This is a genomic window from Rufibacter roseus (assembly GCF_001647285.1).
GTDB classification, from domain to species: domain Bacteria; phylum Bacteroidota; class Bacteroidia; order Cytophagales; family Hymenobacteraceae; genus Nibribacter; species Nibribacter roseus.
In genome coordinates this window covers 446,230-471,759 of sequence record NZ_LRML01000002.1, presented here as the reverse complement: position 1 = coordinate 471,759, position 25,530 = coordinate 446,230, and the positions used below count along the sequence as shown (strand labels likewise).

The window sequence follows — 25,530 nt, the reverse complement described above, 5'->3', positions numbered from 1 at the left end:
AGATTGTTAAACTCCCAAACTCAAACCAACTCCACATTTCCACTCTCTACCCAAATGCTACTTCGGCCGCCCGCCAGTTTTTCCACCACAATTTGGGTGCTGATGCGTTCTTTCAGCGCCTCCACGTGTGAAATAATGCCTATCATTTTACCGCTGGCCTGCAAACTTTCAAGGGCATCCATAGCGATATCCAGTGTGTCTGCGTCCAACGTGCCGAAGCCTTCGTCAATAAACAGGGAGTGAATCTGCGCTTTGTGGCTGGCGAGGTCAGAGAGGCCTAGCGCCAGCGCCAGACTCACCAAGAAACTCTCACCGCCCGAAAGGGAATTGACGGAGCGCACAGCATCACCTTGGTAGGTGTCTAATATCTGAAGGTCAAGCTCATTCTCATTGCTCTTGAGAATGCGGTAGCGGTCGTTGAGGCGGTGCAGGTGGCGGTTACCCAGCTCTACCAATCGTGCCAGCGTGAGGCTTTGGGCGTACTTGCTGAACTTCTTACCGTCGGCAGAGCCGATGAGGTGGGCCAGACGTGCCCAGCGCTCGGCCTCGCCTTTCTGCACATCCAGCTGCTGGGTAAGTTGACGGTGCTTCTCGCGGAGTTCGGTGTCCTGCTGGAGTTGCATTTCCAGGCGCGCAATCTGTGCGAGATGCTGGTTTTTCTCTTCTTCCAGCGTCTGGATGAGCGGCTGCAACTCTTCTAACGTAAGTTCGGTGAGGTGACGCTCTTTCTCCGTTTGGTACTCCGCACGGCACTGCTGAAGGCTATGCGAAAGCTCAGTCATAGATTTTTGCAGGCGTTCCTGTTCTGCTCGTAATTGCCTTGCTTCTGCCTCAGGTAACAGCAGCGCCTGCAGTTCCGCCAAGGACGCATACCCTAAAGGCTGAATTTTCTGTAACAGGCCAGCCTCCAACTCTTTTTGCGTCTCTTGGTTTGCCTGCTGCTCGCTTCGCTTTTGATCGTGTTGGTGGGTAAGCAAGTTTAGCCTTTCCTGTTCGCGCTGCAATGCGGTCTCTGAAGCCTGCAAGGCTTGAGCCGCCTGCTGCAAAGCTTGTTGCAGTCTCTGTTTTTCCGCTTGCGGCTGCAGGCCTTCTGGTAACAGGGCAAAGCGTTGCCGGCGCAGTTCTTGCAATTGTTCCTGCATGATATGCAATTGGGCTTGACGCTGGGTTAGCTCTGTTTGTTTTTCATCAAGCGTGGCTTTCCCACCTTCAGCGGCGGCTTTGGCCTCAGAATATTTTATTCGTAGCTCAGGAAGCAGCGCCTTCTTCTGCTCATAGGTCTGCCTGCGTGCCTCTAGCTGCGACAACAATTCAGAACCGTTGGTGCCAGAATAAGAGAGGCCGTAGGTGCTGAAGAAGCCTTGCAGTGTATCGGAAATTACCTTGGCCTGCTCGGCTATATCATCCAGCTCGCTTTGCAATTGAGCCAACTGTGAGTCTGCCTGTGTGCGTTTTTGGGCTGTTTTTTCTATTTCATGCCGAAAACGCTGCTGTTCAGAAAGCAGTTTCTGTTCAGCGGCACGGGCTTGTTCTACTTGCGTGCGGAGACCCCGCAGGCTTTCCAGCGTTGTGGAGGCTTTCTGAAGCTCGGCTTTGCGGGCGTTCCAATACTGGTCAATAGTATCAGAAACGGCAATTTCGTGCGCCAGTTCCAGCGTATTGTTCAGCTTGGTAAACTGCGTCTGTAGCTGCTGGGTATAGGTGGCTATTTGAGTTATTTGCTCCTGCGTGTGCAGTTCGGCTAGTTCCAGTCGGTGCACGGCGGAGGCTTGTTCACGCTCTTGCACGTCTAGCCCCAACACTTTGGTTTGCTGCTGCTGCAGGTTTTGCTCGGCTTCAGATAAAGCCTGTGGCTGATGCTCTTCCACCAAGGGGTGGTGTGTGGAGCCGCAGAGCGGGCACGGCTGCTCAGGCTGCAGCTGGGTACGGGCTTCTTCGTACTTCTGAATCTGCCGTTGCAGGTCTACAATCTGTTGTAAGTCTTTGAGCTTGTCCAGCGCCTGTTCCCTCTCAGATTGAGTCTGAGTAAGGAGGGTGCGCTGCTGGTGCAGTTCTTGCGTGGTAGAAGCTAAAATTGCCTGCAGTTCCTGCCTGCGAGCTTCCTGCTGTAGATAGGTTTTGCTCAGTTCCAACTGCTTCTCCAACTGGCTGCACATGCTGGGCAGGCGCTGACAGAGTTGCTCCAGCGCCTCTGGCTCCTGGCCTTGCAGGGCGGCTGTGGCTTGTTCCTGTAAAGCCGACAGCTGCTCTTGTTGTATTTGCAACTGCTGTTCAACAGCCGTTAACTGCTGTTGCCACGCAGCAGCGTTTTCAGCCTCTTTTTCTGAAATCTGTCTTAAAACAGCCTGCTCTTTCTGAAACTTAGCCTGCTGCTTCTGTACTTCCTCTAAATTGCGCAGCTCCGATTTTCCCTCGTGTAGCGTTTGCGTCAGTTCTTCATCCAGACCATGCTCTTTGAGCCAATCATTCAGTTGTTTCCCTTCTTGCACCAGCTGCTGCAAGGCGGCCTGTTGCTGCTTCTGTTGCTGAATGAGCTGCTGTATCTGCTGCTGCAGTTGCGCAGCGGCTTGTTCGTCTTTGGTATACTGCGTTTGCTGCGCCGCAAGTTGAGAATCCTGCTGCAGCACCTGATCTAAACGAGGTTCGGCCTCTGTAATAGTTTGCTGTGCCTGACCGTGGGCGGTGCGGGCGGTTTGGGCAGCCTGTGTCTGCGCGGTAACTTTCTGCTCTTGTACGGGCACCTGCTGTTGCAAAGAAGCCACTACTTGGGCTACTGTTTCGCCTTGGCGTTGCACCTCCTGCAGGCGCGCCATTTCGCTTTGGAACGGTTGAGCCTGTTCATGCCGAAGCAGTTTCTCCCGATTAGGCTGCCACGCCTGCTGCTGGGTTTGCGCCTGCGTTAGTTGGGTAGTAAGCTGTTCTTCTTTCTGTGAGAGCTTTTGCAGGTTCTCCAGCCACGCCTGCTGTTGCAAATGCTGCTGAACCTGCTGTTGGGCCAGACGGGCCTCGGCCTTCAGCCGCTGGCTTTCCGCCTCCAGGGCGGCGCGGTCTTCTTCAGACAGCAGTTGGTCTAGTTGCAATAGCTGCTCTATGTCCTGCAGTTTCTGTTTTTCGGTCTTGGCCTTTTCATAGGCGGCCATGGATATTTGGGAGTAGATGCGGGTGTCGGTGAGTTTCTCCAGGAGTTCGCTGCGCTCGCTTTCGCTGGCCTTTAGGAAACGGGTAAAATCGCCCTGGCTGAGCATGACCGACCGCAAGAACTGCTGGAAATCGAGTCCACAGAGGTCAATGATGCGCTGGCGGGTCTCTGATAGGCGACTCTCCAGCACTTCCTGCGTGGCGGCGTCAATGAGCTCCATCACTGGGCTTTGCAGCTTGCCATCAGCTTTGCTGCGGCTCCGCCGAAGGCTCCAGCGGGCGCGGTAGCTTTTACCCTCGGCCTCAAACTCCACCTCAGACCAGCACTCACCGGTGTGGCGGGTCATAATCTCGGCCACATCGCGGCCGTGGCGTGGCACCTGTCCGTACAGCGCCACCGTAATGGCATCCAGAATGGTGGTTTTGCCCGCGCCCGTAGGCCCCGTAATGGCAAACAACCCACTCTCGCTCAAAGGCGGCTGGTTGAAAGGTATAAAATGCTCGCCCTGCAGCGAGTTAAGGTTAGAGAAGCGGACGGAGATTATCTTCACGGGAGGTAAGCGTTGCGAGAAAGTAAAGATAACAGGTTTTGGGAAAGGGGAGGAGATGAAATATTTCTGTTTTTGGCTTGTTTTGGGAGAAATAAGCTGGAAACGGGTGTGGTTTGGATTTAAAAACTATTTTTCATTGAGCATGCGTCCGCTTGTGTTCTAATACTTTTTGTTCTGCAAAGCGTGTGGACACAAGCGGACGCTAGCGCCATGTCATCTTAAAAAAGTTTTGTAAGATTTTGCTTCTTACTCTCCTAAGAGCTCCCGTGTTTCAAGGTCACTGTCATAGGGAATTTCATTTTTGATTCTTTCGGACAGAACATTATTTCCTATCAAAATTTTGACCAGTGAATTTCTGTGAAGGCCGCAAGTCATTTTTGAATATAATACTTCTAGCGGTTCTCTGCATTCTTGAGTAGGGTTGGCCTCGAAAATGTCTATGTAGGAGACCGCCAAATTCTCCATCATCTGCTCACTTTTAAATTTAGTGGCTACCTCCATTAATAATTTAGCGTCTCCTTCTTTATAATTTGAGTAAAGGATATTGATGTACTGCTGCGGGCGATTTGACTTAGGGATTTTATCAAGTGCAAACTGCCTGATGCTCTCACTCTTGAGGTATGTTAATGCATCAATGGCATATTCTCTGATTCTATTTTTTGAAGTAGGCTTTTGTTTGGCTAATTGTAGAACAAATTCACTATCTAAAGGGAAACGGTGGCTGTCAAACACCTCTAGTAGTTTTTCCTGTTTTTCTTTATCTTTTTCAACTATTAATCGTTCCGCAATTTCTACAATATCAGCCTCGGTTAAATTTCTCTTCCGCCAGAAAGAGAGGAAGGGTTTGCTGTTCAGGACTTCATCTACAATGTCAGAATAGGTTCCGGAAACATGTTTTTGCTTGGCATAGTTTGCCTTGGTCTTTTTTATGTTGTCAAGATAGACTTTGATGAAACGGTTAGATTTGGCAGCCTTTTGGAGCTCCTCCTTCACCTTTAGTTGAGGGTTGTTCTCCTGAAAAAGGTTGATAAGATGGTCGTCTTGCCAGTCCTCAGGGTTCTGTTCTAGCCATTTCCCGTATTTCTCAGCAATAAAGAATAACCCTTTTAAACCATCTAATTCTAATATTTCAAAAGAGCCTACCCAATCAGAGCCTTCAATGGGATTCTGTAGAAAATTATCATAAAGGATTTTTCTTGCCTCTTCGTCTCCGTGTTGGGCATAAATTTTAACCAGATCGAAAAGATGGGTTAAGCTCCATGTATCTTCTCGTTCAGTAGCTAATCCTCGAAGAACAGCCTTCCTGATTTTCTCCTTCTTGCCAGAAAGCGAAATCAAATTAAAGATGTACTGGGCTCTGCTGTTTTCTGCCTGACCATCATATGCATAATTGGTCAAAGCTCCTTTGATGATATAATTTGAAAAATCTACATTCGGGTTTGCCTTAGCAATCAAGTAAGCCTCTCCGGTTCCTCTTTTTAGAGAATCATAGAATTTTCTTTTTAGGGTACTTTTATTTTGCAAAGAGACTTAATTTTACCGCGTCACGTAGAATAAAATCTCACCCACGCTTACTCCAGCTTGGAAAATAGCGCCAATAGATACAAAAACAAGCGCCACAAGAATGAACTTGCCAACGCGGGTTCCGAAGTGGTGGTAAAGGAAAGCTGGAAATTTTTGCATGAGGTAAGTGTTTATTAAATCTTAAGATATCTTTTTTGGTTAAAGAGAGCAAACTTGTAGCTGCTTTTTGGCAATTAAGCTTCCTGTTTTCAGCCTGTTTTCGTTAAATCAGCCCAAAATCAGGTTGGAGCACAGCAGCGGTTAAGAGATGCCTTTCCCACCCACCACGGTCATTTCTATTTTCTCTGGTCTGCCGGCCAATAAGGGCATGGCTTGCGAAATGAGATCCATCACTCCTTCTATCTGCAGGGAGTTGTCATGATCTGCCTCTGAATCCCAGATCTCGCTCACCCAAATCCAGTCTTGGTGTTGGGCATCTTTGTAGACAATGTAGTGGTGGCAACCTTTAGCGGTAGCTACCAATTGGGCGGCTTGCGTTAGAATAGCTAGCAACTCATCACGTTTGCCAGGCTGGGTCATCAGTTTTCCGAAGAGGGCATATTTTTCCATAGGTACATTAGGTAACGGGTTTCTTTGCTGTTGCGTCTGTTTTATCTCTAAGCTTTTAAAGCGGAAGCAGAGAGTTTACAGTTAGCCTAAGGTACAAAATTCCATGTTCCAAATAGAGTTCAGGTTTATTTTTTTCAGCGGTTAAAATGCTTTAGAAAGGAAACTGCTTTAACTCACAAGAGGAGTAGTTGTAAAACAGGTGTATCTAAATATTACAAAATCCGTTTTAGCTCTAGGTGTAAGGTTTGGCACGGAATTTTCTATATGCCTTTACAGATGGCAAAATGGAAGCCGTCTCACAAGTATGAAAATTGATTTTAAAAGTTTGGCACGGTAGTTGAAATCACCATCATCAAACGAGTGAAAGTTTTTAGAAACTATAAAAAGTACAGTTATGAAAAAGCTCAGTTTAATCTTTAGCATGATGTTTTTAGGATCGGTTGCTATGAGCACCGAAGTCCAAGCACAAGATAACAAGAAGTGGAGCCCGCAAGCCAAAGGCGCGGTAATTGGTGGTGGTACTGGTGCAGCAGCTGGTGCAATCATACATAAAAAGAACCGGGTAGTTGGTGGTGTAGTTGGTGGTGCCGTTGGTGCCGCAGCCGGTTACGGAGTTGGTAAGATCATTGACAACAAGAATAAAAAAGCCGAAGCCGAGCGTCAGGCTGAATTTGAAAGAACTGTAGCAGCTAACAGAGCATATGCTTATAGCTCTTCTAACAACTCAGCAGGATCAGTGGCCAGAAAAGCCTCAGCGCCTAAAAAAGCCGCTGCCGCCAGTACTCCGGCTATTATGAATTCATTTGCCGAGCAAAACCAGCCGCAGATCATGAACATAGCTTATCTGCCGAACGAGTATTACGGAGACCGCTCTAAGCCTTACGCAGACTCTGAAGTAAGAAGAAAAAGCTGGTAACCCAGAGATAGATATCAGAAAGCCCAAGCACCAGTGGCTTGGGCTTTTTTGTACCTGTTTGTTAATATTTGAAACCCCTAATATTTGAATACAGTATGAGGGGTATTCATTCACTTAAACATGCTACTACAATGAGATATTTTGCTTTTATATGCGTAATGGCGTCGCTGGCGTTCACTTCCTGCTCTAAGACCGAAACTGCTGGAACTGAAGGTGTCAACGTGCAGCAGCTAAGCCAGGAATTTATTTCCGCGTGGAATAGCCGCAACACCACCAAATTAGACACTATGTTTGCCGAAGACGCGCACTTTTTACAGGGCGAAGTGCATTACAGTGGCCGCTCTGAGGTGTCTCAGAAATGGGTAAGAGAAACCATGGGCACCATAGAAGACTTGAGAACCTACAGCGTGAACTCTGGGGTAAGCGATGGCATTGCCTATGACGGGGGGACCTACCGCGTAGATGTGTTACCCGAAAGCAATGAGTTGCCCCGCGGTGAAGGAGAAGGAAATTACGTCCTGATTTGGAAGAAGAACGATAAGGGCGCCTGGAAAATCACCTACGCTCAATTAGAAGGTTTGCCGGTGAAGGCAAAGAACTAATAAAGAGATACAATCATAAAACGCACCCAAACGGGTGGCGTTTTGCTTTTAAGGGACTGCTGTGACAGGCTGTATCTTCTTCTTTTTTGTTCTGTGCACCACTCTTCTTTTGTAGAGCCCCAGCAGGAATATGAGCGGCGCCATTGCCAGCCAGCACGTGTTTAATAGAATGGCCACTCAGGCTACCGGTTACCTGCAGAATTTGGGCATCAAAGGTTTCAAATACTTTAGCAAGGGCGTAGGCCAACACTACTAACCAAGTGTAGGCGTTGGTGTTAAATGGCGAAGAAAACAGCAGCAAGATAACAGGAGTGAGCAGAATAGGCAGAAATTGAACCAGCACATAAAACCTTAGATCACCTTGACCATGCAGTTCAGTTAAATACCAGTACCCCACTGACCAAGCGCCTAACAACAACAGGGGAGCAAGTAGTATTTTACCAGCCTTAAAGTGAACGTATTCACTTAGAATAACGGAGAAAAAGCCCATGAAGGCAATGGTCATAGGTAATCGGTCCCAGAGGAGGGTTTGGTTAGACGGACTCAGGTGATAATACGCCGAGCCTAATCCGGTACAGACTATGCCCACAAAGAAAATCAGATAGCCGGGCAAGGTACCCTTCAGCAACCCAGCTGGCTTTTGCGAGAGAAGCTGCAAAAAGGCCCAGGCGCCAATTACTACAAAAGGGAGGTTGGATACCACATTCCAAAAATTTGGCAACCCCAGTAATTCTCTTTCGTCGGCAAAAATGTGGTAAGAAACATCCTGCGGAATTCGGTCTTGCAGGAGTACTGCAACTACACCGGCTATAGTTAGGCCAATGAGCAGTAGAATCTTTTTAGGGTGGTGCAGGCCTTTTTCGTGCATCTGGTTTTACCTAAGTTTCTGGCAAACAACCTGCTTGCCCTCACCTAAGATACGAGGCCTGCGGCAAATTAAAAATTAGAAATTATGAATGAGAAATGGTGGGTTGTTTTGGGGTCCTGCCGTTTTCTACGATTATCTAATAAATTTAAAAGTCTTTTATATCAATAGGAATAAACCAGTGATTTAAGCTGAATTGCATCTCTGTCTTGAACGTCTGTTTTAGGTTTGGTTTTCTAAAAATAAGCCTAAAACAGCCTCTTTGCTTTTTATTGTGGTAACCGCAGACTAATGCCTCCACCCAAGAAGAACTCAGGGGCAGCCGAGGAAATACCTGCTCCGGCAATGGCATCTATCTGCAGGTTGGGCAGTACCATGAACTGTAAACCTCCATCTACCTGGTTCTTAGGGCGACTTTCTTTGGTTTTCTCCCCAAAGAATTCAGCAAAGAGAGTCAGCTTCTCACTGAGCTTTCCGCTGAAGGCTGCGGTGTACTGTAGCTTGTTTTCCATGTCGCCTTGTTCTTTCTGCCTCCGGTAGCCCACATTGTACTGGAGCTTCAGGTTTTGGGTGAGTTTGTTTGTGAACAACAGCCTTATTTGGGGAGCCACTTTCTCTGGCTCGAATTGGTCATGGCCCAAAGGCATTTCAAGCATTCCTAAAACAGAGGTCTCCGGAAGAACGCCATTCTCCTCCGCCAGCTTAATCTTGGTGCCCACCCGCAGGTTGCTTAATCCTTTGTGTTGCTGGAACAGCAGATCTGCATGTCTATAATCCTGGCGGCGGTAGGTACCTTCCAAGCGCAGTTCCGCTTTTTCAAATACACCTATTCGGAGCAGGGCCTGGGGGTACATCCATTCCTTTTGCTCTATTCCGTTCTTTCTATCTTTCTGATAGCGGAAGCCGGTTTCTAACTGATAATATCCTTTGGGTACTACACTAGAAGCCTCGGTGCGGTCAGGGCGGTCCGTTTCAAATTCAGGCGGACTCGATTCTTGGGCCATAGCCGCAAGAGGCAACAAGCTGCTTAAAAAAAATAAGTATATGTTTTTCATAGGGGGGAATTTTGATTCTCAGAAAGTACGGGCGGTACTAGTAGAAGTTGATGCTCTGCCTCTGGGTATTGATTCAAGTAGTAGTTTCCAGAAGAGAATCCGTATAAGTTCGGGCTGAGAAAAGCAACTTGCCCAACCTGAATCAGTACATATAACCGTTCCACCAGATCTGTTTGCCATGCCTGTACAACGAGACCGTCTTTACGCAGATGTTCAATACCTCACCTCACTTGACCCGCCCCGCAGCATTAGGTATCCGGCGTCGCTTCAGAAAGCTGCAGATTACATAGAGCAGGAATTCCGGAAGTTGAGTGACAGAGTAAGTAAGCAGGCGCTACACCAGGGGTTTGAAAATATAATTTTAACAGTTGGGCCTGAAGACGGAGAACGAATTATTGTAGGGGCTCACTATGATGTGTGCGACGACACACCAGGAGCCGATGACAATGGCAGTGCGGTTGCAGGCTTGTTGGAGCTTGCCCGAGTGGTGCACGAAGAAAAGCCTAACCTGAAATACCGCATCGATTTTGTAGCTTTCAACTTTGAGGAGCCCCCGTTCTTTGCCACCGAAAAAATGGGCAGCGCGGTACATGCCGCTTCAATGAAACGGGAGAAGGTAGATGTGCGGCTGATGATTTGCCTGGAGATGATTGGCTACTTCACCGATGCCCCCAATTCACAGGAGTTTCAGCATGAGTCTTTGAAGAAGTTGTACCCCAATACCGGTAATTTTATAGTGGTGGTGGGGCAGATGGGGCAGGAGCAGACGGTGCAGCGGGTGCAGAAGTTCATGCAGCAAAATTCTGACATAGATGTGCAGTCCATTGCCGCTCCGCCGGCCTTGCCCGGTGTCTCGCTCTCAGACCACCGCAACTATTGGGCGCAAGGCTACCAAGCCGTCATGATCAACGACACTTCTTTTCTGCGCAACCCACACTACCACCAAAGAACTGACACCATTGATACCCTTGATTTCAACCGGATGACGGAAGTGGTGAAAGGTGTTTACGCAGCCATGCTTAACTTTTAACATTCCAGACAAAAAGCTTCTACAAGCTGTTTTGGAGCTGTTTTTCTTAAAACACACCTAAAACGTAAAGGCCTGCCTTCTTTTCTGAAGGCAGGCCTTTTGGTGTATGATTTAAATAATTAAGCGTGCTGTAGCGTAGACATGTCAATCACGAATCGGTACTTCACATCACCGGCCAACATACGGTCATAGGCGTTGTTGATCTGCGACATGCTGATTACCTCCACGTCTGAAAGGATATTGTGCTCCGCGCAGTAGTCCAGCATTTCCTGGGTTTCAGCAATGCCACCAATAAGTGAGCCGGCAATGCTTCTACGCCCGAAAATAAGTGTACCCGCGTGCAGTTGTGGAGCTTCGGGCGGAACTCCCAATAAAATCATGGTGCCGTCGCGCTTGAGCAGGCTGGCATACATGTCTAAGCTCACCTTAGCTGATACTGTGTTTATGATGAAATCAAAAGAGCCGCGCACTTGCTTCAGGGCATTTTCGTCTTTGGTGACCACAAATTTATGGGCTCCCAGCGACTGCGCGTCTGCTTCTTTGCTTGGCGAGGTACTTAGCACCGTCACCTCGGCTCCCATGGAAGCGGCCAATTTCACAGCCATGTGACCTAAGCCACCTAATCCAACCACGGCTACTTTATGGCCTTCACTTACTTTCCAGTGGCGCAGGGGCGAGTAAGTAGTTATTCCGGCACAAAGCAAAGGAGCAACTCTGGCCAAATCCTGATCTTCCCTGATCTTCAGCACATAATTCTCATTCACCACAATTTGGTTTGAATAACCGCCGTAGGTGGGGGTGTCCATGCCTTTTTCGGGGCTGTTATAGGTGCCGGTAAAGCCTTGTACGCAGTATTGTTCAAGGCCTTCGTTGCAGCTAGGGCAGGTTTGGCAGGAGTCTACCATGCAGCCTACACCTGCCATTTCGCCTTCTTTAAATTTCTGCACGTGCTCACCCACTTTGAGAATGCGGCCCACAATCTCGTGGCCCGGCACTACGGGGTACATAGCACCGCCCCACTCACCTTTGGCGGTGTGCAGGTCTGAGTGGCAAACGCCACAGAAATGTATTTGTATCAGTACATCGTGCGGACCTACGTCTCGGCGTTCAAAGTTATAGGGGGCCAGGGGAGTGTTGGCGTCAAATGCGGCGTATCCTTTTGTTTCTAACATAGTGTATGGGTTTGAGATTCTAAAAGCTCTAAAACTATAAGATACGGGAAGAATCTGCTGAAGATGTAGTGCTGCTGAATTTGTATGGCTAAAGCCTTGAGTTCAAGTTCCTGCTAGTGTCTGTGCCAGTAGCCCTTGAGCTGCAATTTGAGCCGTTATTCCCCCTTCTCCTAACCTTCTCCCCGAGGGGGAAGGAATGATGCAGAAGCGTTTTGATGCTGTTTTTCCAAAAGCAGGCTGAAAACAGGATTGATGGCAATTAGTATTTGCTCGGGTAGTTGAAATAGAAAAGCCACCCCAAAAGAGGTGGCTTTTCTAAAAAAGAATATTACAAATTAATAGGGCTTAGCCGGATGCGAATTGTTTTTGGCATCTTCTACACCTTCTTTTGGAGAGGTAGCTCCGCTTGGCCCTTTGTCATCCATCATCTTTTTGGTATTCTCCAGACCTTCTCTTACCCGGCGACCGTAATCCTCGTCGGCTAGAGAGAAGTGCTCGATCATCTTGTCTTGGATGCGCTGGTCACATGTAGCCAGCGTATTCACCAGGTTGTTGATGAGGTCTTCGCGCTCCCAGTCCTCAAAGTTGCGGTAAGTTTCACCGGCTTGCTTGAAGTCGTTGGTACGGTCCAATTTCTGGTGTACCAGGTTAGCAGCTTCGTAGCGAGGCGAGTAATCACCACCGGCCGGAGCAGCTTCTTTCAAGCCTCCCAGGAACGATGGCTCGTAGTTGATATGCGGATTCTGGCCTTCGGCAAAATCAGTGTGGAAAGACATCTGGCCCCCACGCTGATTCGTGTTCACTTTCACACGAGGCGCATTGATTGGCAGCTGCAAGTAGTTTGGCCCTACGCGGTAGCGTTGCGTGTCTGAGTAGGAGAAGGTACGGCCCTGCAACATTTTGTCGTCAGAGAAAGCCAGTCCGTCTACCAATACACCCGTTCCGAATGCTGACTGCTCTACCTCATTGAAGTAGTCAACTGGGTTGCGGTTCAGGGTCATTTTGCCCACTGGCAAGAAAGGGAACTGATCAACTGGCCACAGTTTGGTATCGTCTAACGGGTCAAAGTCCAGCTCTGGGTGGTCGTCATCGCTCATGATTTGCACGCACAGCTCCCACTCAGGGTAGTTACCTTCTTTGATGGCCTCGTATAGATCTTGGGTAGCGTGGTTGAAGTTTTTAGCCTGAATAGCTTCTGCTTCTGCCTGGGTAAGGTTTCTGATGCCTTGTTTCAGGGGCTCCCAATGATATTTCACTAATACAGATTCACCTTCTTTGTTCACCCACTTGTAGGTGTTCACGCCAGAACCCTGCATTTGCCGGTAGTTAGCCGGAATACCCCAAGGCGAGAACAGGAAAGTAGCCATGTGGGTAGCCTCAGGGGTGTTGGCGATGAAGTCAAAAATGCGCTCGCCGCTCTGGATGTTGGTTACCGGATCTGGCTTCTGGGAGTGAATCAGGTCCGGGAATTTCATGGCATCCCGAATGAAAAAGATCTTCAGGTTATTGCCCACCAGATCCCAGTTTCCGTCTTCGGTGTAAAACTTAACGGCAAAGCCGCGCGGGTCGCGCAGGGTTTCAGGGGAGTGGGTGCCGTGGCCTACGGTAGAGAACCGCACAAACACAGGCGTCTGCTTTCCTTTTTCCTGGAACAGTTTGGCGCGGGTATATTTGGCAATAGGCTCATCGCCCACTTTTCCGTACGCTTCAAACACACCATGCGCTCCGGCGCCTCTGGCGTGCACGACTCTTTCTGGAACCCGCTCACGGTCAAAGTGACTGATCTTCTCAATGAAGTGGTAGTTCTCCAGCGTAGCAGGTCCGCGGTTTCCAACGGTGCGAATGTTCTGGTTGTCGGTAACCGGATGCCCCTGACGAGTGGTCAGTTTCATGGCTTCTTCGTTTCCGGAACCGTTGTTGCCTGGTTTGTTTTGGTTGTTTTCCACCATAGATAATTTTGTTTTGATGATGAATGAAAAATTAACGGTGATTAAAAGCGGTATTCAGGTAAAAGGGAACACGAAAGCCTTTGCAGCTATCGGTTTACCCAGTATAAAAAAGGTAAAAGTAGGTCTTACTGAAGTTTTCTCTTTTACCTTATACTCAAAGGTGGCGTCTTAGTTACTATAGAACAAATCAATAATTATTATATGGTTATTTATTTTGTCTATGTTAATAAATTGCTGGCTCTATAAAAAGCTGTTGTAGAATTTACCACTAGTGTAGATTTGCCGAAGAAGTTTATTCACCGTACCTGAAAAGGGGGTACTGGAGCTGATGGGAAGTGAAGCAGCAGCTACCTCTTTGCTAATGATATAAGAACATGGAAGAAAATACATTGATCAGAAACCAAGCATATGTGAACGGAGCTTGGATATCTGCCGCCTCTGGCGAAACTTTTGAAATAACCAACCCCGCCACTGGTGAAGTAATTGGCTCGGTACCGGACATGGACCGAGGAGATGTGAAAGAAGCCATAGATGCCGCCTCAGCCGCCTGGCCCGCCTACCGTGATCTGACAGGCAAAGAAAGAGCCGCACTGCTAAGGAAATGGTTTGATTTGATCATAGCCCATAAAGAAGAGCTGGCGCACCTCATGACCATTGAATCCGGTAAGGTCATTACTGAAAGTTTAGGTGAGGTAAATTATGGTGCGTCTTTCATAGAATGGTTTGCCGAAGAAGCTAAGCGTGCCTACGGCGATGTCATTCCGTCCCATACCCAAGACCGGCGTTTGGTGGTGATCAAACAATCAATAGGAGTCGTGGCGGCTATTACCCCTTGGAACTTTCCGCTGGCCATGATCACCCGAAAAGTGGGTCCCGCCTTGGCAGCCGGTAGTCCGGTAGTAGTGAAGGTACCCTCAGAAACGCCTTTAACTGGTTTGGCCATTGCTTATCTGGCAGAGGAAGCCGGTTTTCCGAAGGGCGTGTATAACACCATAACCTCCTCTAGTAGTAGTGAAGTAGGCAAGGAGCTTTGCGAAAACCCCAAGGTGCGTAAGCTGTCTTTCACCGGTTCAACCCCGGTAGGTAAAATTCTGATGGAGCAAAGCGCCTCTACGCTCAAGAAACTGTCACTGGAATTAGGCGGCAATGCGCCCTTTATTGCCTTTGACGATGCTGATCTGGATGCCGCCGTGCAGGGAGCTCTGGTATCTAAGTTCCGGCACAATGGGCAAACCTGCGTGTGCGTGAACCGAATTCTGGTGCAAGACAGTGTGTATGATGCCTTTGTGGAGAAGTTTACCCAAGCCGTTAAAGGTTTGAAAACCGGAAGTGTGCTGGACCCAGAGGTGCAGGTGGGGCCGCTCATTAATGAAAAAGCGGTGCGCAAGGTGCAAGAGCACATTAAAGATGCGGTAGGGAAGGGGGCGGTAATTACCACCGGCGGTGAGATCATAGAGGGGCAATTTTTTCAGCCAACCGTGCTTTCCGGTGCCACACCAGATATGCTCATTGCCCATGAAGAGGTGTTTGGCCCGGTTGCTCCTATTTTCAGGTTTGCCACTGAGGAAGAAGCCATTCAACTAGCTAACGACACCGAATATGGCTTGGCCTCTTACTTCTACAGCAAAGACGTAAACCGCTGCTGGCGCGTGGCCGAGGCATTGGAGTACGGTATGGTGGGCATTAACGAAGGGCTTATTTCTACTGAATTGGCTCCTTTTGGTGGCGTGAAAGAATCAGGCTTCGGGCGCGAAGGCTCCAAGTACGGCATGGACTACTTTATGGAGATCAAGTACATGTGCTTTGGAGGAGTGAAATGACAGGACGGCAGCGGTTGTTGATTTATAATTGACTGTTGGCCTTATAAAAGCTACCGTTTGCAAGTGGTGATTTAATAAGTAACAATTAACGGAAGCGGGCCATAACTTTGGCTATAAAAAAACGCAAGTAATAAGCATCAAACCTCTGTGGTTGCGGTTTCTCTAAAATTGAACAGGCCTGAGTCAGTTACTGACTGAGGCCTGTTCAATTTATGCCAGGTTACTTAACTAAGTTTTTGAAAGCTGATCCGAATATTAGGTAATAGGTATTACCTCCAATGGTACCCTCATTTTGTCCCCACAAAAATGGCCAGTCGTCGTAGTTCTCAAAGTGGTCAGGTTTTCTGAACAATATACCCGGGGCAACATTGCCCGGAATGAAGGAGAAATCAGCCCGGTTATTTCCGTAAAAGACTGCTTTAGGGCGGGTAGCACCCACTGTTGCCACTAATGAATAATTATGATAGGGGTGGCAGCCAAACAGATAGTTAGCAGCCTTAAAAGCATGTTTGGCTTCTATGATATCAGGGAAATATTTGCTGGCAAAGGAAATGGTGGTACCAAAGCTCATCACGTCTCCGCTACCTGCCCAGTTTGTAAGGCCAATCGGAACTCCGTAAGGGTTGTCCCTTTCAAGGCCATCTATGTATTCTTTGTACTTCACCACATACGGTTGTAGCTTTTCTTTGAAGGAGGCGTCCATGTGCGGTATAGCATCCAAAGCCGTTAGTAGGTTACCGCTAACGTTACGTTCAAGAGCAGGCCATAACAGTTCCTTAAATCTATCAGCATATTGGTTTTCACCGGTAGCAATGTACAGTTGAAGGTTGGTGGCCATGTTAGCGGCATTGCCCCGGCCAGTTGTATCTTGCGGCTGATTAGCTAGTAATTCTGTGGCCTCTTTCAAAAGCCTTTTTGACTGAGTCAACGCTCTGGCTGCCAGTTCGTCGTTATACCCTTTCAAGGCACGGCTTGCTGCGGCAAACATGGTGGCCGCTCTTAGATCCAGTTCGGGGTCACGGCTTGTAAAGGCCCACATGTCATCCTTCACTCCGCTAGATCTACCGTCAGAGGCTACTTCGTACGGGCCCAGTTTGGGGTTGTATGGGAGGCCATCTGTTAAGGAAGCTGCGTCACCCAGGTGATGGTAATTGTCAAGAACGGAGTTAGAAAGCGTTTGGGCCATGTGGCCTATGATTTCTGCTTGCGCTACAAGGTTCAATGTGCCGTGCTCAATAAATTGCAACACGTCTGGTTTTCCATCTGGGCGGTGAAGATCTACATAACGCTGCTTTTGATCAATGAATGTCTGATCACGTAAGGGTTTGAAACTCTCCCAGGTTCTGACAAAGTTCTGCACCACGCTTATGTTAGATCCAGTCTCTATATCAAAATCTCCGGCATCGAAAAAACCACCTACGTTTAACCCAGGAATCAATTCCAGCGCCTTGTACTTGGTATCGGTGGTTGGGCCTTGGGCATGAAGGTCGAAATGATCGGTGTTAGGTGGGGCCTGGCGGTATCCTTCTTTGAATGGCTCGCCATGCCATACGCGGTACGCCTCGTTCACAAACATGTGGTTCATGTGGATGGGGATCCATATGTCGCTGGTGGCGTCTGTGATCTTATTGTAGACGCTGTTGTCAATTAAGAAATTATTGGTTTTAATATCTCCGTATTGAATGAAGTAGATACCGGGTGTCTGAACGGAAGAAAAATCGAATTTCACATAGTGGTACTTGTAATAGTCTCCCCATGGTGCAATTTTGCCGCTGAAGACTTTGGTTTCTTTGCCATCAGCTCCAATTTTAAATAAGGAGGCGCTTGTATTTGGTTTATCTTTCTTGTCTAGCTCAATGACTGCCACTTTGGGTTGAGTAGGTAGGTAGCCTACTTGGGAAAACCCAATATTCGGCTCTCTTTTCCAACCTTTTATGGCATTAGGTTCCACTGTCCAAGTCAGAACTTTGCCTGTTTTACCGGCCGGAAGCATGCTGCGAACGACAAACCACCCGTTTTGGGCTAGCATACGGCCATCAAACAGCATCAAATCGGCATCTGGCGAGGTGATCTTTACTAAGCGTTCGGGTTCATCGGGGGCAAGCGTAAAGGCACGTCCGGTTTCAAGCGGAAGCGGATCAATGTATTTGCCGGTTCCTCGGTCGTCTGAAGTGACATACCCTTTGTATTGCTTTGGCTTTTGGCTGTTAGGCTTCGTAACGGTGTTGCCCACCACGTAACGTGGAAATCGGTTCGGGCGCCCATCCATTAAATAGGCTTTGTTCCAATATTGCGAGGGGAGGAATTCAAGATTGAATCCGGCACTTCCTTCTAATGCCTTCGGAACGGGTTTATCAAGAAAAACAGCTATCTCAACCCCTTTTCCCTTGGCCGTGACTACCACCCGCGACTCAAAGTTATAATCAGGAAACCGTAAGGTTGCCTCAATGGTTTTTGCCGCTCGGTCTACTTTCCGGTTTGATATGATAGGCACAAGGTCCCACTGCTCTGGCGTATGAGATAGTCTTACCGCGCCGCCTTGCGCAGTTCTCACGCCATGGTGAATCAATTCAATACCAGCGTTTTTCTCATCGTTGAAACCACCGGTAAAGAGGTTACTGTACACCAACGCATTGACGCCCTGTGTCTCGAAATACTCAAGATCATTAAGTTTCAGATCTTGGCCTGAAGCATAGTTGAATGCCGCCAGCAGGAATACTACAACTGATAGAAATTCTCTTTTTTTCATGTTTATTGTGAAAATCCTTTATGAAACCGATTGCAATTCTATAAAGGTAAAATAAACACTTATAAATACTAGCGGTAATTATAAAAATAGTAAGGGGTGCCACTCATCTATTCTTCCTAGGTACAATTCTATGTAGTGGCCATTTCTCTCTGCACTATTATGTAGTCATAAACTGACAGTGTAAGCGACTGCTGAACTAAGTGATGTTGATGCGTATGAGTCAAGAAAGGAACGAGAACGGCTGCTGGCCTAGGCAAGGTTTGTGAAACTTAGTAGCAATTGGTCTTTTGCTCTACTTCAAGATAAAAATTTGGATAAACAGGCGGTGCTAACTTTTCTACCTCAGATTTAATTTTCCTTACCTGCTGCTCGTCTTTTACAAAACCGCCTATGTTCAATTGCTTGGGGTCAATTATGCTTCTTCCTACAAATAAACTGTTCCAACCCTCGTTCATAATTATTCTCCTAGTATTTTGCACCCAGTTCTCCAACTCAAGCACCAATTTTCCGTCCTCAGAATTTTGCCACTTTAAGTCGTCTTTTATCTCTGTTAGCTCCTCAAGGCAAGAGTCGTATAAATCAGCGTCTAGTTGCTTTACCTCCCTTTTTAGAAAGTCTTTCAGTCTCTTTATATCTTGATTGGTTTTAAATTCTGTTTTTAAAATCGGGTAGCTTCCAAGCTCCTTATTTAGCTCAACTATATCATCTACAATCCAATCTGAAAGTGTGTTCTTGGTTAGTTCTATTGTGAACAGAATCGTGTTTGATTTTATTACTTCTAATCCGTCATTCATGATTTTTGATTTGACCTTAACGGAACCGTGTTATCGTCGGCCGATGCTGGCGTTTTCACGTTGTTTGCAACAGGCTTTCTTTTACATTCCAAATTGTCTCAAATGATGGTCAGTTGCTTGTAAACTAGAATTGATATCTGTTCTTTTGTCATTTTACCAAAGAAGTCGTGGACGAAACTCGGATTGCTATAGTTTTCATATTCCTGTATCAATGTAATCCATTTTAATTTTTCGGACTCCACATCCCCATCCAGTTCCTTTGCTTTGAACTGTTCGGAAGTTGGAATGTTTTTGTCAAAAGGCTTTTCGTCTTTTATCATTTTACTTAATGCTATCTTCCCAAATATTTTCCCCATAAAGGTTTGTTTGTAAGTATGGTTATCTTTTCCAAGAATCCACCCATTCCAATACGTGTTATGTTTTAGCATTTGAAAAACGTTCATTTCTCCCCATTCAGCTTTATTGTTTTGATTGATTCTTTCAACTCTCTCATTGAGTTGTTCCCTAATACTTTTGTCGAAAATTGATTTCATTCGCTAAAATTTAATTAAGCTATTTTTTCAGCTTGTTGTCAACGGCTTTGCTATAAGATGGCGTAGCTAACTTATAGGTCTTGTTGTGCATTTGTGCTTCTTTCTGTTTTTCTTTTTATAGCATTCAAACGCTTCTTCTCTTTCCCAAGAAGGATTCGATATGTGATAAACCAAAATATTACAAAGACTATCACTTGAGTCAACAATGCATAGCCCATTCCTTCTTTACCTTCACCATACAAGATTCCAAATCCAATAAATGAAACAGGCATTGTTAACAGGAGAATCAGCCAAAAAAGAATAGAGACGAATTCTATTTCCATCAATGTCGGTGAGGCTATAGCAAGTAGTGATATAGTACCCAGCCCAACATAGACAAGTGAAATGTAGAGGGCATCTTTCTTTGCTTTATTTTCTATTTCTTCCATCAAAGAAGGTCTATTCATGATTGGCCTCATGCACAACGGCTTTGCTATGGTGCGTTTATTCACTATAGGTTTTGTTATGCTAAGTTATTTTTGGTCTATATAATCTTTTAAGAAGTTTCTTTCACTTGGAAGCTTGTAATAAACATCAGCGTTTCTTTTTGATACCATATCACCACAAACCTTTATTCTCAGAGTGTCAGAATTTAGATTCAGTCGAACCACATAATTTGAAAAGCATTTCCTTAACCCAACCTTTTTTAGGTTATCAAAATCTTTAAGAAATTGTTCTTTTTGGTTTTTATCGAGTTCTACAGTTTTAAGAACATTACCAAGCATTGGATGCTCGATTTCTAATATCTCAATTGAGACTACTTCACTATTTAAAAATTCCTTTCCGAAAATTTCTTCTCGGACATTTGATGTTAAATTGGCGTTTTCTCTATTGATGCTACATGAAAGTAGTAATCCTAAGAGGAAGATATGTCCTAACTTCATAAATTATTATTAAGCATAACGTCTTGGCTAAAAAGCGTTTAAATGCTTTTTAGCTGTTGTTGTACCAAGTTATTTATTCCCAATAATCTGACCAAGTCTCTGCCCTGGGTGTCTGTCTGTAATAAATACCATTCACTTCTACATTTTCCATTTTCCCTAAATGCTTTCCGCTATAATCTGCTAAAATGCAATTGATTTTCATGCTAAACTTTATCGACTGGCCTATGCCAGAATTGGGGCCAGGTGATTTAATTTTCTCTAATTCTGTAATTTCTAAGGTGTTTTTGCCTTGGGCGGTGTTAAGGGTAGAGTAGTAGCCGCTTGCGTCTTTATAAGTTATAATGAATTTGCCAGTACCTTGTATTTCTCTCAGATACTCGTATTTACCAACACTAAGTAAGTTGTAGAAGCTCTCCTTTGTAGAAAAATCCTCGCATTCAAATGGTATCTCTATTGTGAAAAGCTTTTCATTATTGATTCCGTCCTTTTTAGCAATAAAGAAGGCCATTGAGAGGTGTTGATACTCCCAGTCTTCATATCCTTGCCCGCAAGAACCTGCTCCGCCTGAACTGAAATCATAAACGGAATTGTCTTCCCAGCATTCCTGCTTTCCAAGTATTTTTCCTGTCATATATTTTTCGGTGGTAGGAAGACAGTTGGGTTCCGGAATGGCCCCATCGTCCTCGCTGCAACTGTAAGAACAAGCAACAAATGCAAGTAGCAAGACGATTTTTAATGCTTTCATTTTGAATAATCTCATTTTTATTAATTTTAATTGGGTACAACTACTGGCTAAAAGGAGTCCGACTCCTGCTAGCCGCACTATATCTATAGTTTTTCCTGTCCCCGCGCCTCATTTTTTTTTGAAGACAGGATTCAGGTTTCTATAACAAGATATATTTTCCCGTTTAGTTTACCAAACTACTCTGCAATTACCGCGGATTTGCCTTAAGGAGCGTGTAAAGGGTCTTCTTCAGTTTAAAAAAGCTATATCTGTATGGCGGACTAACACTGAAGAGCACCCTGATTATCCGTAAGCTAATCGTTTATTATCGGCTACGGCATGAGCAGCGGACTAAAATAGAACAGCCCCAAAATTTGCGTTTTGGGGCTGTTTTTCTGATAGTAGGTCAAAAACACTAGTCTGTTCTACTTTTAATTGTTTTCAAGTAAGGTTGGGCAGTGGTATTAACTCGCAAATTGCGTTGCCCCAAAGAGCGATCTCTAAAGGTAAATAAGCAAAATAAGTCGAAAGGTAGAAAATGGTAACAGCCGCTATGTCATTTGTAATTAAAACCACAGTTGTTCAGAAACCAACATGGCTGAATAAGCTAGCATAGGAGCTGGTTGAGCTACTTGTCTATAAATTGCCTCAAAAAGATTGTTAAGGTTGTGAGGTTTCTTTGGCACTGGTTACCACTAGCTCTTCTTCTTTTTGCGGCATCAGCTCCAGCAGTTCATCAAAGGTCTGCAGCAGGTCTTGGTAAGTGTCTGCGTCCAATGCTTCTTCGCATTTCTTCAGGAAGACTTCTTTGGGCTTCAGGTCTGCCAGGTCTTGCTCCGGTTGCACCTGCTGGTCCAGGCTTTGCTGATCTCGGGTGCGCAGGGGGCGGTGGATGAGCAACTGAACCGAAGGCTGCAGGGCAAAGGCTTCGTTAAGGCGGACGGTGTGGTCGTGCAGGTTGTTTTCATATTGCAGTTGTACCTCGGCCCAGGCAGGGTAGGCTTGGTCGCCGTTGTCAAAGGCAATTATCTTCGGGAATATCTCGTCTATGGTGCCTTTAAACCGTACTAGTTTACGCCAGCAGGGGACAGGCTTCTCAAGGATGCTGGATAGTTTTCCGCTTTCAAACTCCAGAATAGTCACCTGCTTTTTGTCAGCGATTTCTGAGAAACTCAGCGGAATAGGAGAGCCGCTGTAGCGGATGTGCGGCATCTTGTTTACTACCTGTGGGCGGTGCAGGTGCCCTAACGCCACGTAGTCAAACTCCTTCGGGAACTGGTCGCCACCAATCTGGCCCAAATTACCCACATGAATTTCCTTCTCACTGTCTGAGGCGCTGCCGCCGGCGGCAAATAAATGGCCGGTGGCAATTACGGGCAGGTTCTGTTTTTTGAATTCCTGAATGAGCGGTACCAGTTGGGTGTAATGCTCGCAGATGCCTTGTTTCAGGCGGGCTTCCCGTTCTTCGCCGGTTTCGCCGGGCACCGAAAGCCGTACGTCTTTGTCGCGCAGAAACGGCACGGCGCATACCACCAGTTGCGGCTCTTCCTGGTCATTAGTTACCACCACTACCTGGTCTTGCGGGTTAGCAGGGGCGCCGCCCACCACGTGCACTTTGTAGTGGCGCAGAAATTCAGCGGGGGCGTTAAGGGTGGAAACAGAGTCGTGGTTGCCGCCAATAATGACCAGTTCGCGGCAGCAGGTGTCTTTCACCTCGCGCAAAAAGTCGTAATATAGCTTTAGGGCGGTGTTGGAGGGGAAGCCGGTGTCAAATACATCACCGGCGATCAGCAGCAGATCAATTTTCTCGTCGCAAATGATCTGGCAGAGCCAGGTCAGGAAAGCCCGGTGTTCTTCGGTGCGTTCGTTCCCCGCCAGTCGTTGCCCTAAGTGCCAATCTGCTGTATGTAAAACCCGTATCATGCCGCTGCTCCTCCTATGTGGTCTCTGGTTCAATGCCCGAAGATACAAATCTATTGCCAAACAACTTTGAGGTACTTAAGACAAAGTTTGTGATGGGTTGGCAGGTAAATATTGTTTTCAAGCTGTTTTTCAGAAAACAGGCCGAAAACAAAAATTGGAAAAATTGCTACCTTATTAACTAATACATATACCCCCGCGCCATGAAGTCAAGTAAAACTCTGCTGCTGTTGGGCTGTTGCCTGCTAATTTCTATGGTGACCTCGGCTCAGGAAAATCCACACAAAGTAAGTATCAGGCTAGGGTACGGCTTTTGGTCTTTACCAGACCTTGGTTCTAATTTCTTTTCTGGTTGGTCTGATATAGAATATGAAAAAGACAAAGTGATTGGTCCACTGTTTCTGGGGCTTTCTTACAATCTAACCGAAAAAATAGAGTTAGGCTTTTCTGGTACCTATAACCGGATAACGGAAGAGGGGCGCTATAAATCCGGCAAAGCCCCGGGCACGGTGCCGCCAGAGAAAGTGGTGCGAATCAAAGATTCCCGCTACTACAGCGTAATGATGTTCCTGAATATTACCTGGAGGCAAGAAAATAAAGTAAAGTATTACTCGGGCGGAGCCTTCGGAACAGCATTTGGAACGACAGATGAATGGTTTCACGGAGATAAACTGATGAATGAGCCATAACGAGCCCCATCCTTCCATTTTACAGCAGTAGGAGTTTCTTACGGGGAACGCAGTTCAGTCTTTGCTGAATTTGGGTTTGGAATGAATGGGTTGCTGAACGGCGGTTTTCGTTTTAAATTATAGGGAAACCCAACTTGCCTTGTTTTTTGTGTACATAGATTGTGTTTTCGGTCTGTATTTCAGAAAATAAGCCGAAAAGAGGGACTAGTTTTTGCCCTTTCACCTACACCCTAATTTCTGCTACTTAAGGTGTATACTTCATTGGTTCTGCCAAAAAGTAATTATATTAGCCCCTTCAAGCCTTTTACAACCATACAACAAACAAACTATTCCCTAACTTTTACACCTATTTATGGCAAACCAACTTTTCGCTAGGAAGTCAATTGACAAGCTTAGCGCAGACGCCTTTATTGAGGGCGAGCACAACCTGAAACGGACGCTGGGGCCTGGGAACCTGGTAGCGCTGGGCATCGGGGCCATCATCGGGACGGGTATTTTCGTGTTGACAGGTAGCGCGGCTGCCCAGTACACCGGTCCGGCCATTATCTTCGCTTTTATTCTGGCTGGTTTGGGCTGTGCGTTTGCCGGTCTTTGCTACGCCGAGTTCGCTTCTATGATTCCTATTGCCGGTTCGGCGTACACCTACGGCTATGCCACCCTGGGTGAGTTCATTGCCTGGATCATTGGCTGGGATTTGATTCTGGAATATCTTTTCGGTGCTGCTACCGTGGCCGTGGGTTGGTCTGGCTATGTCGTCTCCTTCCTCCGCGACTTTGGTATTAACGTACCACCTGAGTGGTCAAATGCTTCGGGTGTGGAGATGGTGCAGTTGCCGGGTACAAACTCTTGGGTGCGTATTACCGAGCAATTGGGCGCTTCTTTAGCCGAGCAGGGCGTTGACATTGCCACGCTTCCGCACGCAACCGGTATATTCAACCTCGTTGCTACCTTGGCCATTGCTTTGGTAACCATTCTGTTGGTAAGAGGCATGAGCGAATCTGCCAAGTTCAACAACATTGCCGTTGTGATCAAGGTGGGCGTGGTTCTGTTGTTTATCATGGCTGGTTTGAACTGGATTTTCGGTAACACCGAAGAGGCCGCCGCCAACTGGACCCCGTTCTTGCCAGAAAACAAAGGTGAGTTTGGTGACTACGGTATCAGCGGTATTATTCGCGCCGCCGGTGTTATTTTCTTCGCCTACATTGGTTTCGATGCCGTTTCTACTACCGCTCAGGAAGCAAAGAACCCACAGAAAGACATGCCTATTGGTATATTGGGATCTCTGGTAGTGTGTACCGTTCTGTACATATTGGTGTCTGGTATTTTAACGGCCATGGTGCATTACAGCCAGCTGAACGTGGCTGAGCCTATCGCCATTGGTATTGAGAAAACTGGGTATACCGTCCTGCGTGACCTAGTGAAGATTGGTGCCATTGCCGGTCTTTCATCGGTCATGTTGGTGATGTTGATGAGCCAACCGCGTATCTTCTTCACCATGTCAAGAGACGGTTTGTTGCCTCCTATCTTCGGTAGGCTGCACCCTAAATTCAAAACTCCGCACGTAAGTACCATCTTAACCGGTGCCATTTGCGCCGTGGTTGCCGGAGCTTTCTCTGTAGATGAATTAGGTCACCTGGTGTCTATTGGTACCTTGCTGGCGTTCGTGATCGTATGTGCCGGTGTGTGGTACCTGCGCGTGAAAGAGCCAAACCGTCCTCGTCCGTTCAAAACCCCGCTGGTGCCGTTGGTGCCAATCTTGGGAATTTTGGTGTGCTTAGGCATGATGGCTGGTCTTCCGGCCGAAACCTGGTACCGACTGCTGGGCTGGATGGCCATTGGTGTTCTGATCTACTTCGTGTACGGTAAGAAACACAGCGTTATCCGGAAAGAGCAAAATCTGTAGTTAGACACAAGACATAAGACACAGTATGTAAGACTTCTCTTATGATCCAAAAACAGAAAGCCCG

Annotated in this window: 21 protein-coding genes; 6 read left to right on the top strand and 15 right to left on the bottom strand. The window is 46.8% G+C overall.

Annotated elements, in window-relative coordinates:
- Window positions 1-20 precede the first annotated feature (20 nt).
- From A8O23_RS03805 to A8O23_RS03795, 4 genes are all read right to left on the bottom strand, one after another.
- The gene (locus A8O23_RS03805) at window positions 21-3,689 is read right to left on the bottom strand and encodes an AAA family ATPase (protein ID WP_066616794.1); all 3,669 of its coding nucleotides are present in this window, start codon (window positions 3,687-3,689) and stop codon (window positions 21-23) included.
- A gap of 246 nt (window positions 3,690-3,935) precedes the next feature.
- Window positions 3,936-5,213, bottom strand: a complete 1,278-nt coding sequence (locus A8O23_RS03800) for a hypothetical protein (RefSeq protein WP_066616792.1) — start codon at window positions 5,211-5,213, stop codon at window positions 3,936-3,938.
- Between the two features lie 12 nt (window positions 5,214-5,225).
- On the bottom strand, window positions 5,226-5,372 hold the full coding sequence (locus A8O23_RS21550) for a hypothetical protein (protein ID WP_161486689.1): 147 nt from the start codon (window positions 5,370-5,372) through the stop codon (window positions 5,226-5,228).
- 141 nt (window positions 5,373-5,513) lie between these two features.
- Window positions 5,514-5,822: a putative quinol monooxygenase gene (locus tag A8O23_RS03795; protein WP_066616790.1), complete on the bottom strand. Its 309-nt coding sequence runs from the start codon at window positions 5,820-5,822 to the stop codon at window positions 5,514-5,516.
- Between the two features lie 445 nt (window positions 5,823-6,267).
- On the opposite strand from A8O23_RS03795, the gene A8O23_RS03790 reads away from it, so the two are divergent.
- Window positions 6,268-6,738: a glycine zipper domain-containing protein gene (locus A8O23_RS03790; protein WP_239693331.1), complete on the top strand. Its 471-nt coding sequence runs from the start codon at window positions 6,268-6,270 to the stop codon at window positions 6,736-6,738.
- A 131-nt stretch (window positions 6,739-6,869) separates the two neighbouring features.
- Window positions 6,870-7,340 carry a YybH family protein gene (locus A8O23_RS03785; RefSeq protein WP_066616785.1) on the top strand — a complete coding sequence of 157 codons (471 nt, stop codon included), beginning with the start codon at window positions 6,870-6,872 and terminating at the stop codon, window positions 7,338-7,340.
- Window positions 7,341-7,353: 13 nt separating this feature from the next.
- On the opposite strand, the gene A8O23_RS03780 is transcribed toward A8O23_RS03785, so the two are convergent.
- Entirely contained in the window at window positions 7,354-8,208 is an 855-nt protein-coding gene (locus A8O23_RS03780; RefSeq protein ID WP_066616783.1) for a ceramidase domain-containing protein, read from the bottom strand.
- Window positions 8,209-8,474: 266 nt separating this feature from the next.
- Window positions 8,475-9,209 carry a transporter gene (locus A8O23_RS03775; protein ID WP_161486688.1) on the bottom strand — a complete coding sequence of 245 codons (735 nt, stop codon included), beginning with the start codon at window positions 9,207-9,209 and terminating at the stop codon, window positions 8,475-8,477.
- A gap of 229 nt (window positions 9,210-9,438) precedes the next feature.
- Between A8O23_RS03775 and A8O23_RS03770 the strand changes: the two genes are divergently transcribed.
- Window positions 9,439-10,290: a M28 family peptidase gene (locus tag A8O23_RS03770; protein ID WP_066616768.1), complete on the top strand. Its 852-nt coding sequence runs from the start codon at window positions 9,439-9,441 to the stop codon at window positions 10,288-10,290.
- A 119-nt stretch (window positions 10,291-10,409) separates the two neighbouring features.
- Here the strand turns inward: A8O23_RS03770 and A8O23_RS03765 are convergent, their stop codons facing one another.
- A complete protein-coding gene (locus tag A8O23_RS03765; RefSeq protein ID WP_066616755.1) occupies window positions 10,410-11,462 on the bottom strand; it encodes an NAD(P)-dependent alcohol dehydrogenase in 1,053 nt (350 codons plus the stop codon).
- A 335-nt stretch (window positions 11,463-11,797) separates the two neighbouring features.
- On the bottom strand, window positions 11,798-13,411 hold the full coding sequence (locus tag A8O23_RS03760; RefSeq protein ID WP_082882892.1) for a catalase: 1,614 nt from the start codon (window positions 13,409-13,411) through the stop codon (window positions 11,798-11,800).
- Between the two features lie 374 nt (window positions 13,412-13,785).
- Here A8O23_RS03760 and A8O23_RS03755 point away from each other — a divergent pair, with 374 nt between their 5' ends.
- Window positions 13,786-15,231, top strand: coding sequence for an NAD-dependent succinate-semialdehyde dehydrogenase (locus A8O23_RS03755; RefSeq protein WP_066616752.1), 1,446 nt, complete (start codon window positions 13,786-13,788; stop codon window positions 15,229-15,231).
- 220 nt (window positions 15,232-15,451) lie between these two features.
- On the opposite strand, the gene A8O23_RS03750 is transcribed toward A8O23_RS03755, so the two are convergent.
- The 7 genes from A8O23_RS03750 to A8O23_RS03720 all read right to left on the bottom strand — a co-directional run bounded on the left by A8O23_RS03750 (window position 15,452) and on the right by A8O23_RS03720 (window position 22,877).
- The gene (locus A8O23_RS03750) at window positions 15,452-17,980 is read right to left on the bottom strand and encodes a cellulase N-terminal Ig-like domain-containing protein (RefSeq protein ID WP_066616749.1); all 2,529 of its coding nucleotides are present in this window, start codon (window positions 17,978-17,980) and stop codon (window positions 15,452-15,454) included.
- Between the two features lie 269 nt (window positions 17,981-18,249).
- Window positions 18,250-18,774: a hypothetical protein gene (locus tag A8O23_RS03745; protein ID WP_066616746.1), complete on the bottom strand. Its 525-nt coding sequence runs from the start codon at window positions 18,772-18,774 to the stop codon at window positions 18,250-18,252.
- Window positions 18,775-18,872: 98 nt separating this feature from the next.
- Complete coding sequence (locus A8O23_RS03740; protein ID WP_239693330.1) at window positions 18,873-19,307, bottom strand: hypothetical protein; 435 nt, start codon at window positions 19,305-19,307, stop codon at window positions 18,873-18,875.
- A gap of 71 nt (window positions 19,308-19,378) precedes the next feature.
- The gene (locus A8O23_RS03735) at window positions 19,379-19,735 is read right to left on the bottom strand and encodes a hypothetical protein (protein WP_066616744.1); all 357 of its coding nucleotides are present in this window, start codon (window positions 19,733-19,735) and stop codon (window positions 19,379-19,381) included.
- Between the two features lie 84 nt (window positions 19,736-19,819).
- The gene (locus A8O23_RS03730; protein ID WP_066616737.1) at window positions 19,820-20,230 is read right to left on the bottom strand and encodes a hypothetical protein; all 411 of its coding nucleotides are present in this window, start codon (window positions 20,228-20,230) and stop codon (window positions 19,820-19,822) included.
- 73 nt (window positions 20,231-20,303) lie between these two features.
- A complete protein-coding gene (locus A8O23_RS03725) occupies window positions 20,304-20,975 on the bottom strand; it encodes a hypothetical protein (RefSeq protein ID WP_153042062.1) in 672 nt (223 codons plus the stop codon).
- 639 nt (window positions 20,976-21,614) lie between these two features.
- Entirely contained in the window at window positions 21,615-22,877 is a 1,263-nt protein-coding gene (locus tag A8O23_RS03720) for an exonuclease SbcCD subunit D C-terminal domain-containing protein (protein WP_239693329.1), read from the bottom strand.
- Window positions 22,878-23,077: 200 nt separating this feature from the next.
- Here A8O23_RS03720 and A8O23_RS03715 point away from each other — a divergent pair, with 200 nt between their 5' ends.
- Entirely contained in the window at window positions 23,078-23,563 is a 486-nt protein-coding gene (locus A8O23_RS03715) for a hypothetical protein (protein WP_153042061.1), read from the top strand.
- Between the two features lie 352 nt (window positions 23,564-23,915).
- Window positions 23,916-25,466 (top strand): amino acid permease, encoded by a 1,551-nt coding sequence (locus A8O23_RS03710; protein WP_066616711.1) that lies wholly within the window; start codon window positions 23,916-23,918, stop codon window positions 25,464-25,466.
- The last annotated feature ends 64 nt before the right edge of the window (window positions 25,467-25,530 follow it).

What these genes read in the sequence shown, in the direction of transcription:
- A8O23_RS21550 (WP_161486689.1), bottom strand. Translation starts at nt 5,372, where the DNA reads ATGCAAAAATTTCCAGCTTTCCTTTACCACCACTTCGGAACCCGCGTT.
- A8O23_RS03795 (WP_066616790.1), bottom strand. Translation starts at nt 5,822, where the DNA reads ATGGAAAAATATGCCCTCTTCGGAAAACTGATGACCCAGCCTGGCAAA.
- A8O23_RS03790 (WP_239693331.1), top strand. Translation starts at nt 6,268, where the DNA reads ATGAGCACCGAAGTCCAAGCACAAGATAACAAGAAGTGGAGCCCGCAA.
- A8O23_RS03785 (WP_066616785.1), top strand. Translation starts at nt 6,870, where the DNA reads ATGAGATATTTTGCTTTTATATGCGTAATGGCGTCGCTGGCGTTCACT.
- A8O23_RS03780 (WP_066616783.1), bottom strand. Translation starts at nt 8,208, where the DNA reads ATGCACGAAAAAGGCCTGCACCACCCTAAAAAGATTCTACTGCTCATT.
- A8O23_RS03775 (WP_161486688.1), bottom strand. Translation starts at nt 9,209, where the DNA reads ATGGCCCAAGAATCGAGTCCGCCTGAATTTGAAACGGACCGCCCTGAC.
- A8O23_RS03770 (WP_066616768.1), top strand. Translation starts at nt 9,439, where the DNA reads ATGCCTGTACAACGAGACCGTCTTTACGCAGATGTTCAATACCTCACC.
- A8O23_RS03765 (WP_066616755.1), bottom strand. Translation starts at nt 11,462, where the DNA reads ATGTTAGAAACAAAAGGATACGCCGCATTTGACGCCAACACTCCCCTG.
- A8O23_RS03760 (WP_082882892.1), bottom strand. Translation starts at nt 13,411, where the DNA reads ATGGTGGAAAACAACCAAAACAAACCAGGCAACAACGGTTCCGGAAAC.
- A8O23_RS03755 (WP_066616752.1), top strand. Translation starts at nt 13,786, where the DNA reads ATGGAAGAAAATACATTGATCAGAAACCAAGCATATGTGAACGGAGCT.
- A8O23_RS03750 (WP_066616749.1), bottom strand. Translation starts at nt 17,980, where the DNA reads ATGAAAAAAAGAGAATTTCTATCAGTTGTAGTATTCCTGCTGGCGGCA.
- A8O23_RS03745 (WP_066616746.1), bottom strand. Translation starts at nt 18,774, where the DNA reads ATGAATGACGGATTAGAAGTAATAAAATCAAACACGATTCTGTTCACA.
- A8O23_RS03740 (WP_239693330.1), bottom strand. Translation starts at nt 19,307, where the DNA reads ATGAAATCAATTTTCGACAAAAGTATTAGGGAACAACTCAATGAGAGA.
- A8O23_RS03735 (WP_066616744.1), bottom strand. Translation starts at nt 19,735, where the DNA reads ATGGAAGAAATAGAAAATAAAGCAAAGAAAGATGCCCTCTACATTTCA.
- A8O23_RS03730 (WP_066616737.1), bottom strand. Translation starts at nt 20,230, where the DNA reads ATGAAGTTAGGACATATCTTCCTCTTAGGATTACTACTTTCATGTAGC.
- A8O23_RS03725 (WP_153042062.1), bottom strand. Translation starts at nt 20,975, where the DNA reads ATGAAAGCATTAAAAATCGTCTTGCTACTTGCATTTGTTGCTTGTTCT.
- A8O23_RS03720 (WP_239693329.1), bottom strand. Translation starts at nt 22,877, where the DNA reads ATGATACGGGTTTTACATACAGCAGATTGGCACTTAGGGCAACGACTG.
- A8O23_RS03715 (WP_153042061.1), top strand. Translation starts at nt 23,078, where the DNA reads ATGAAGTCAAGTAAAACTCTGCTGCTGTTGGGCTGTTGCCTGCTAATT.
- A8O23_RS03710 (WP_066616711.1), top strand. Translation starts at nt 23,916, where the DNA reads ATGGCAAACCAACTTTTCGCTAGGAAGTCAATTGACAAGCTTAGCGCA.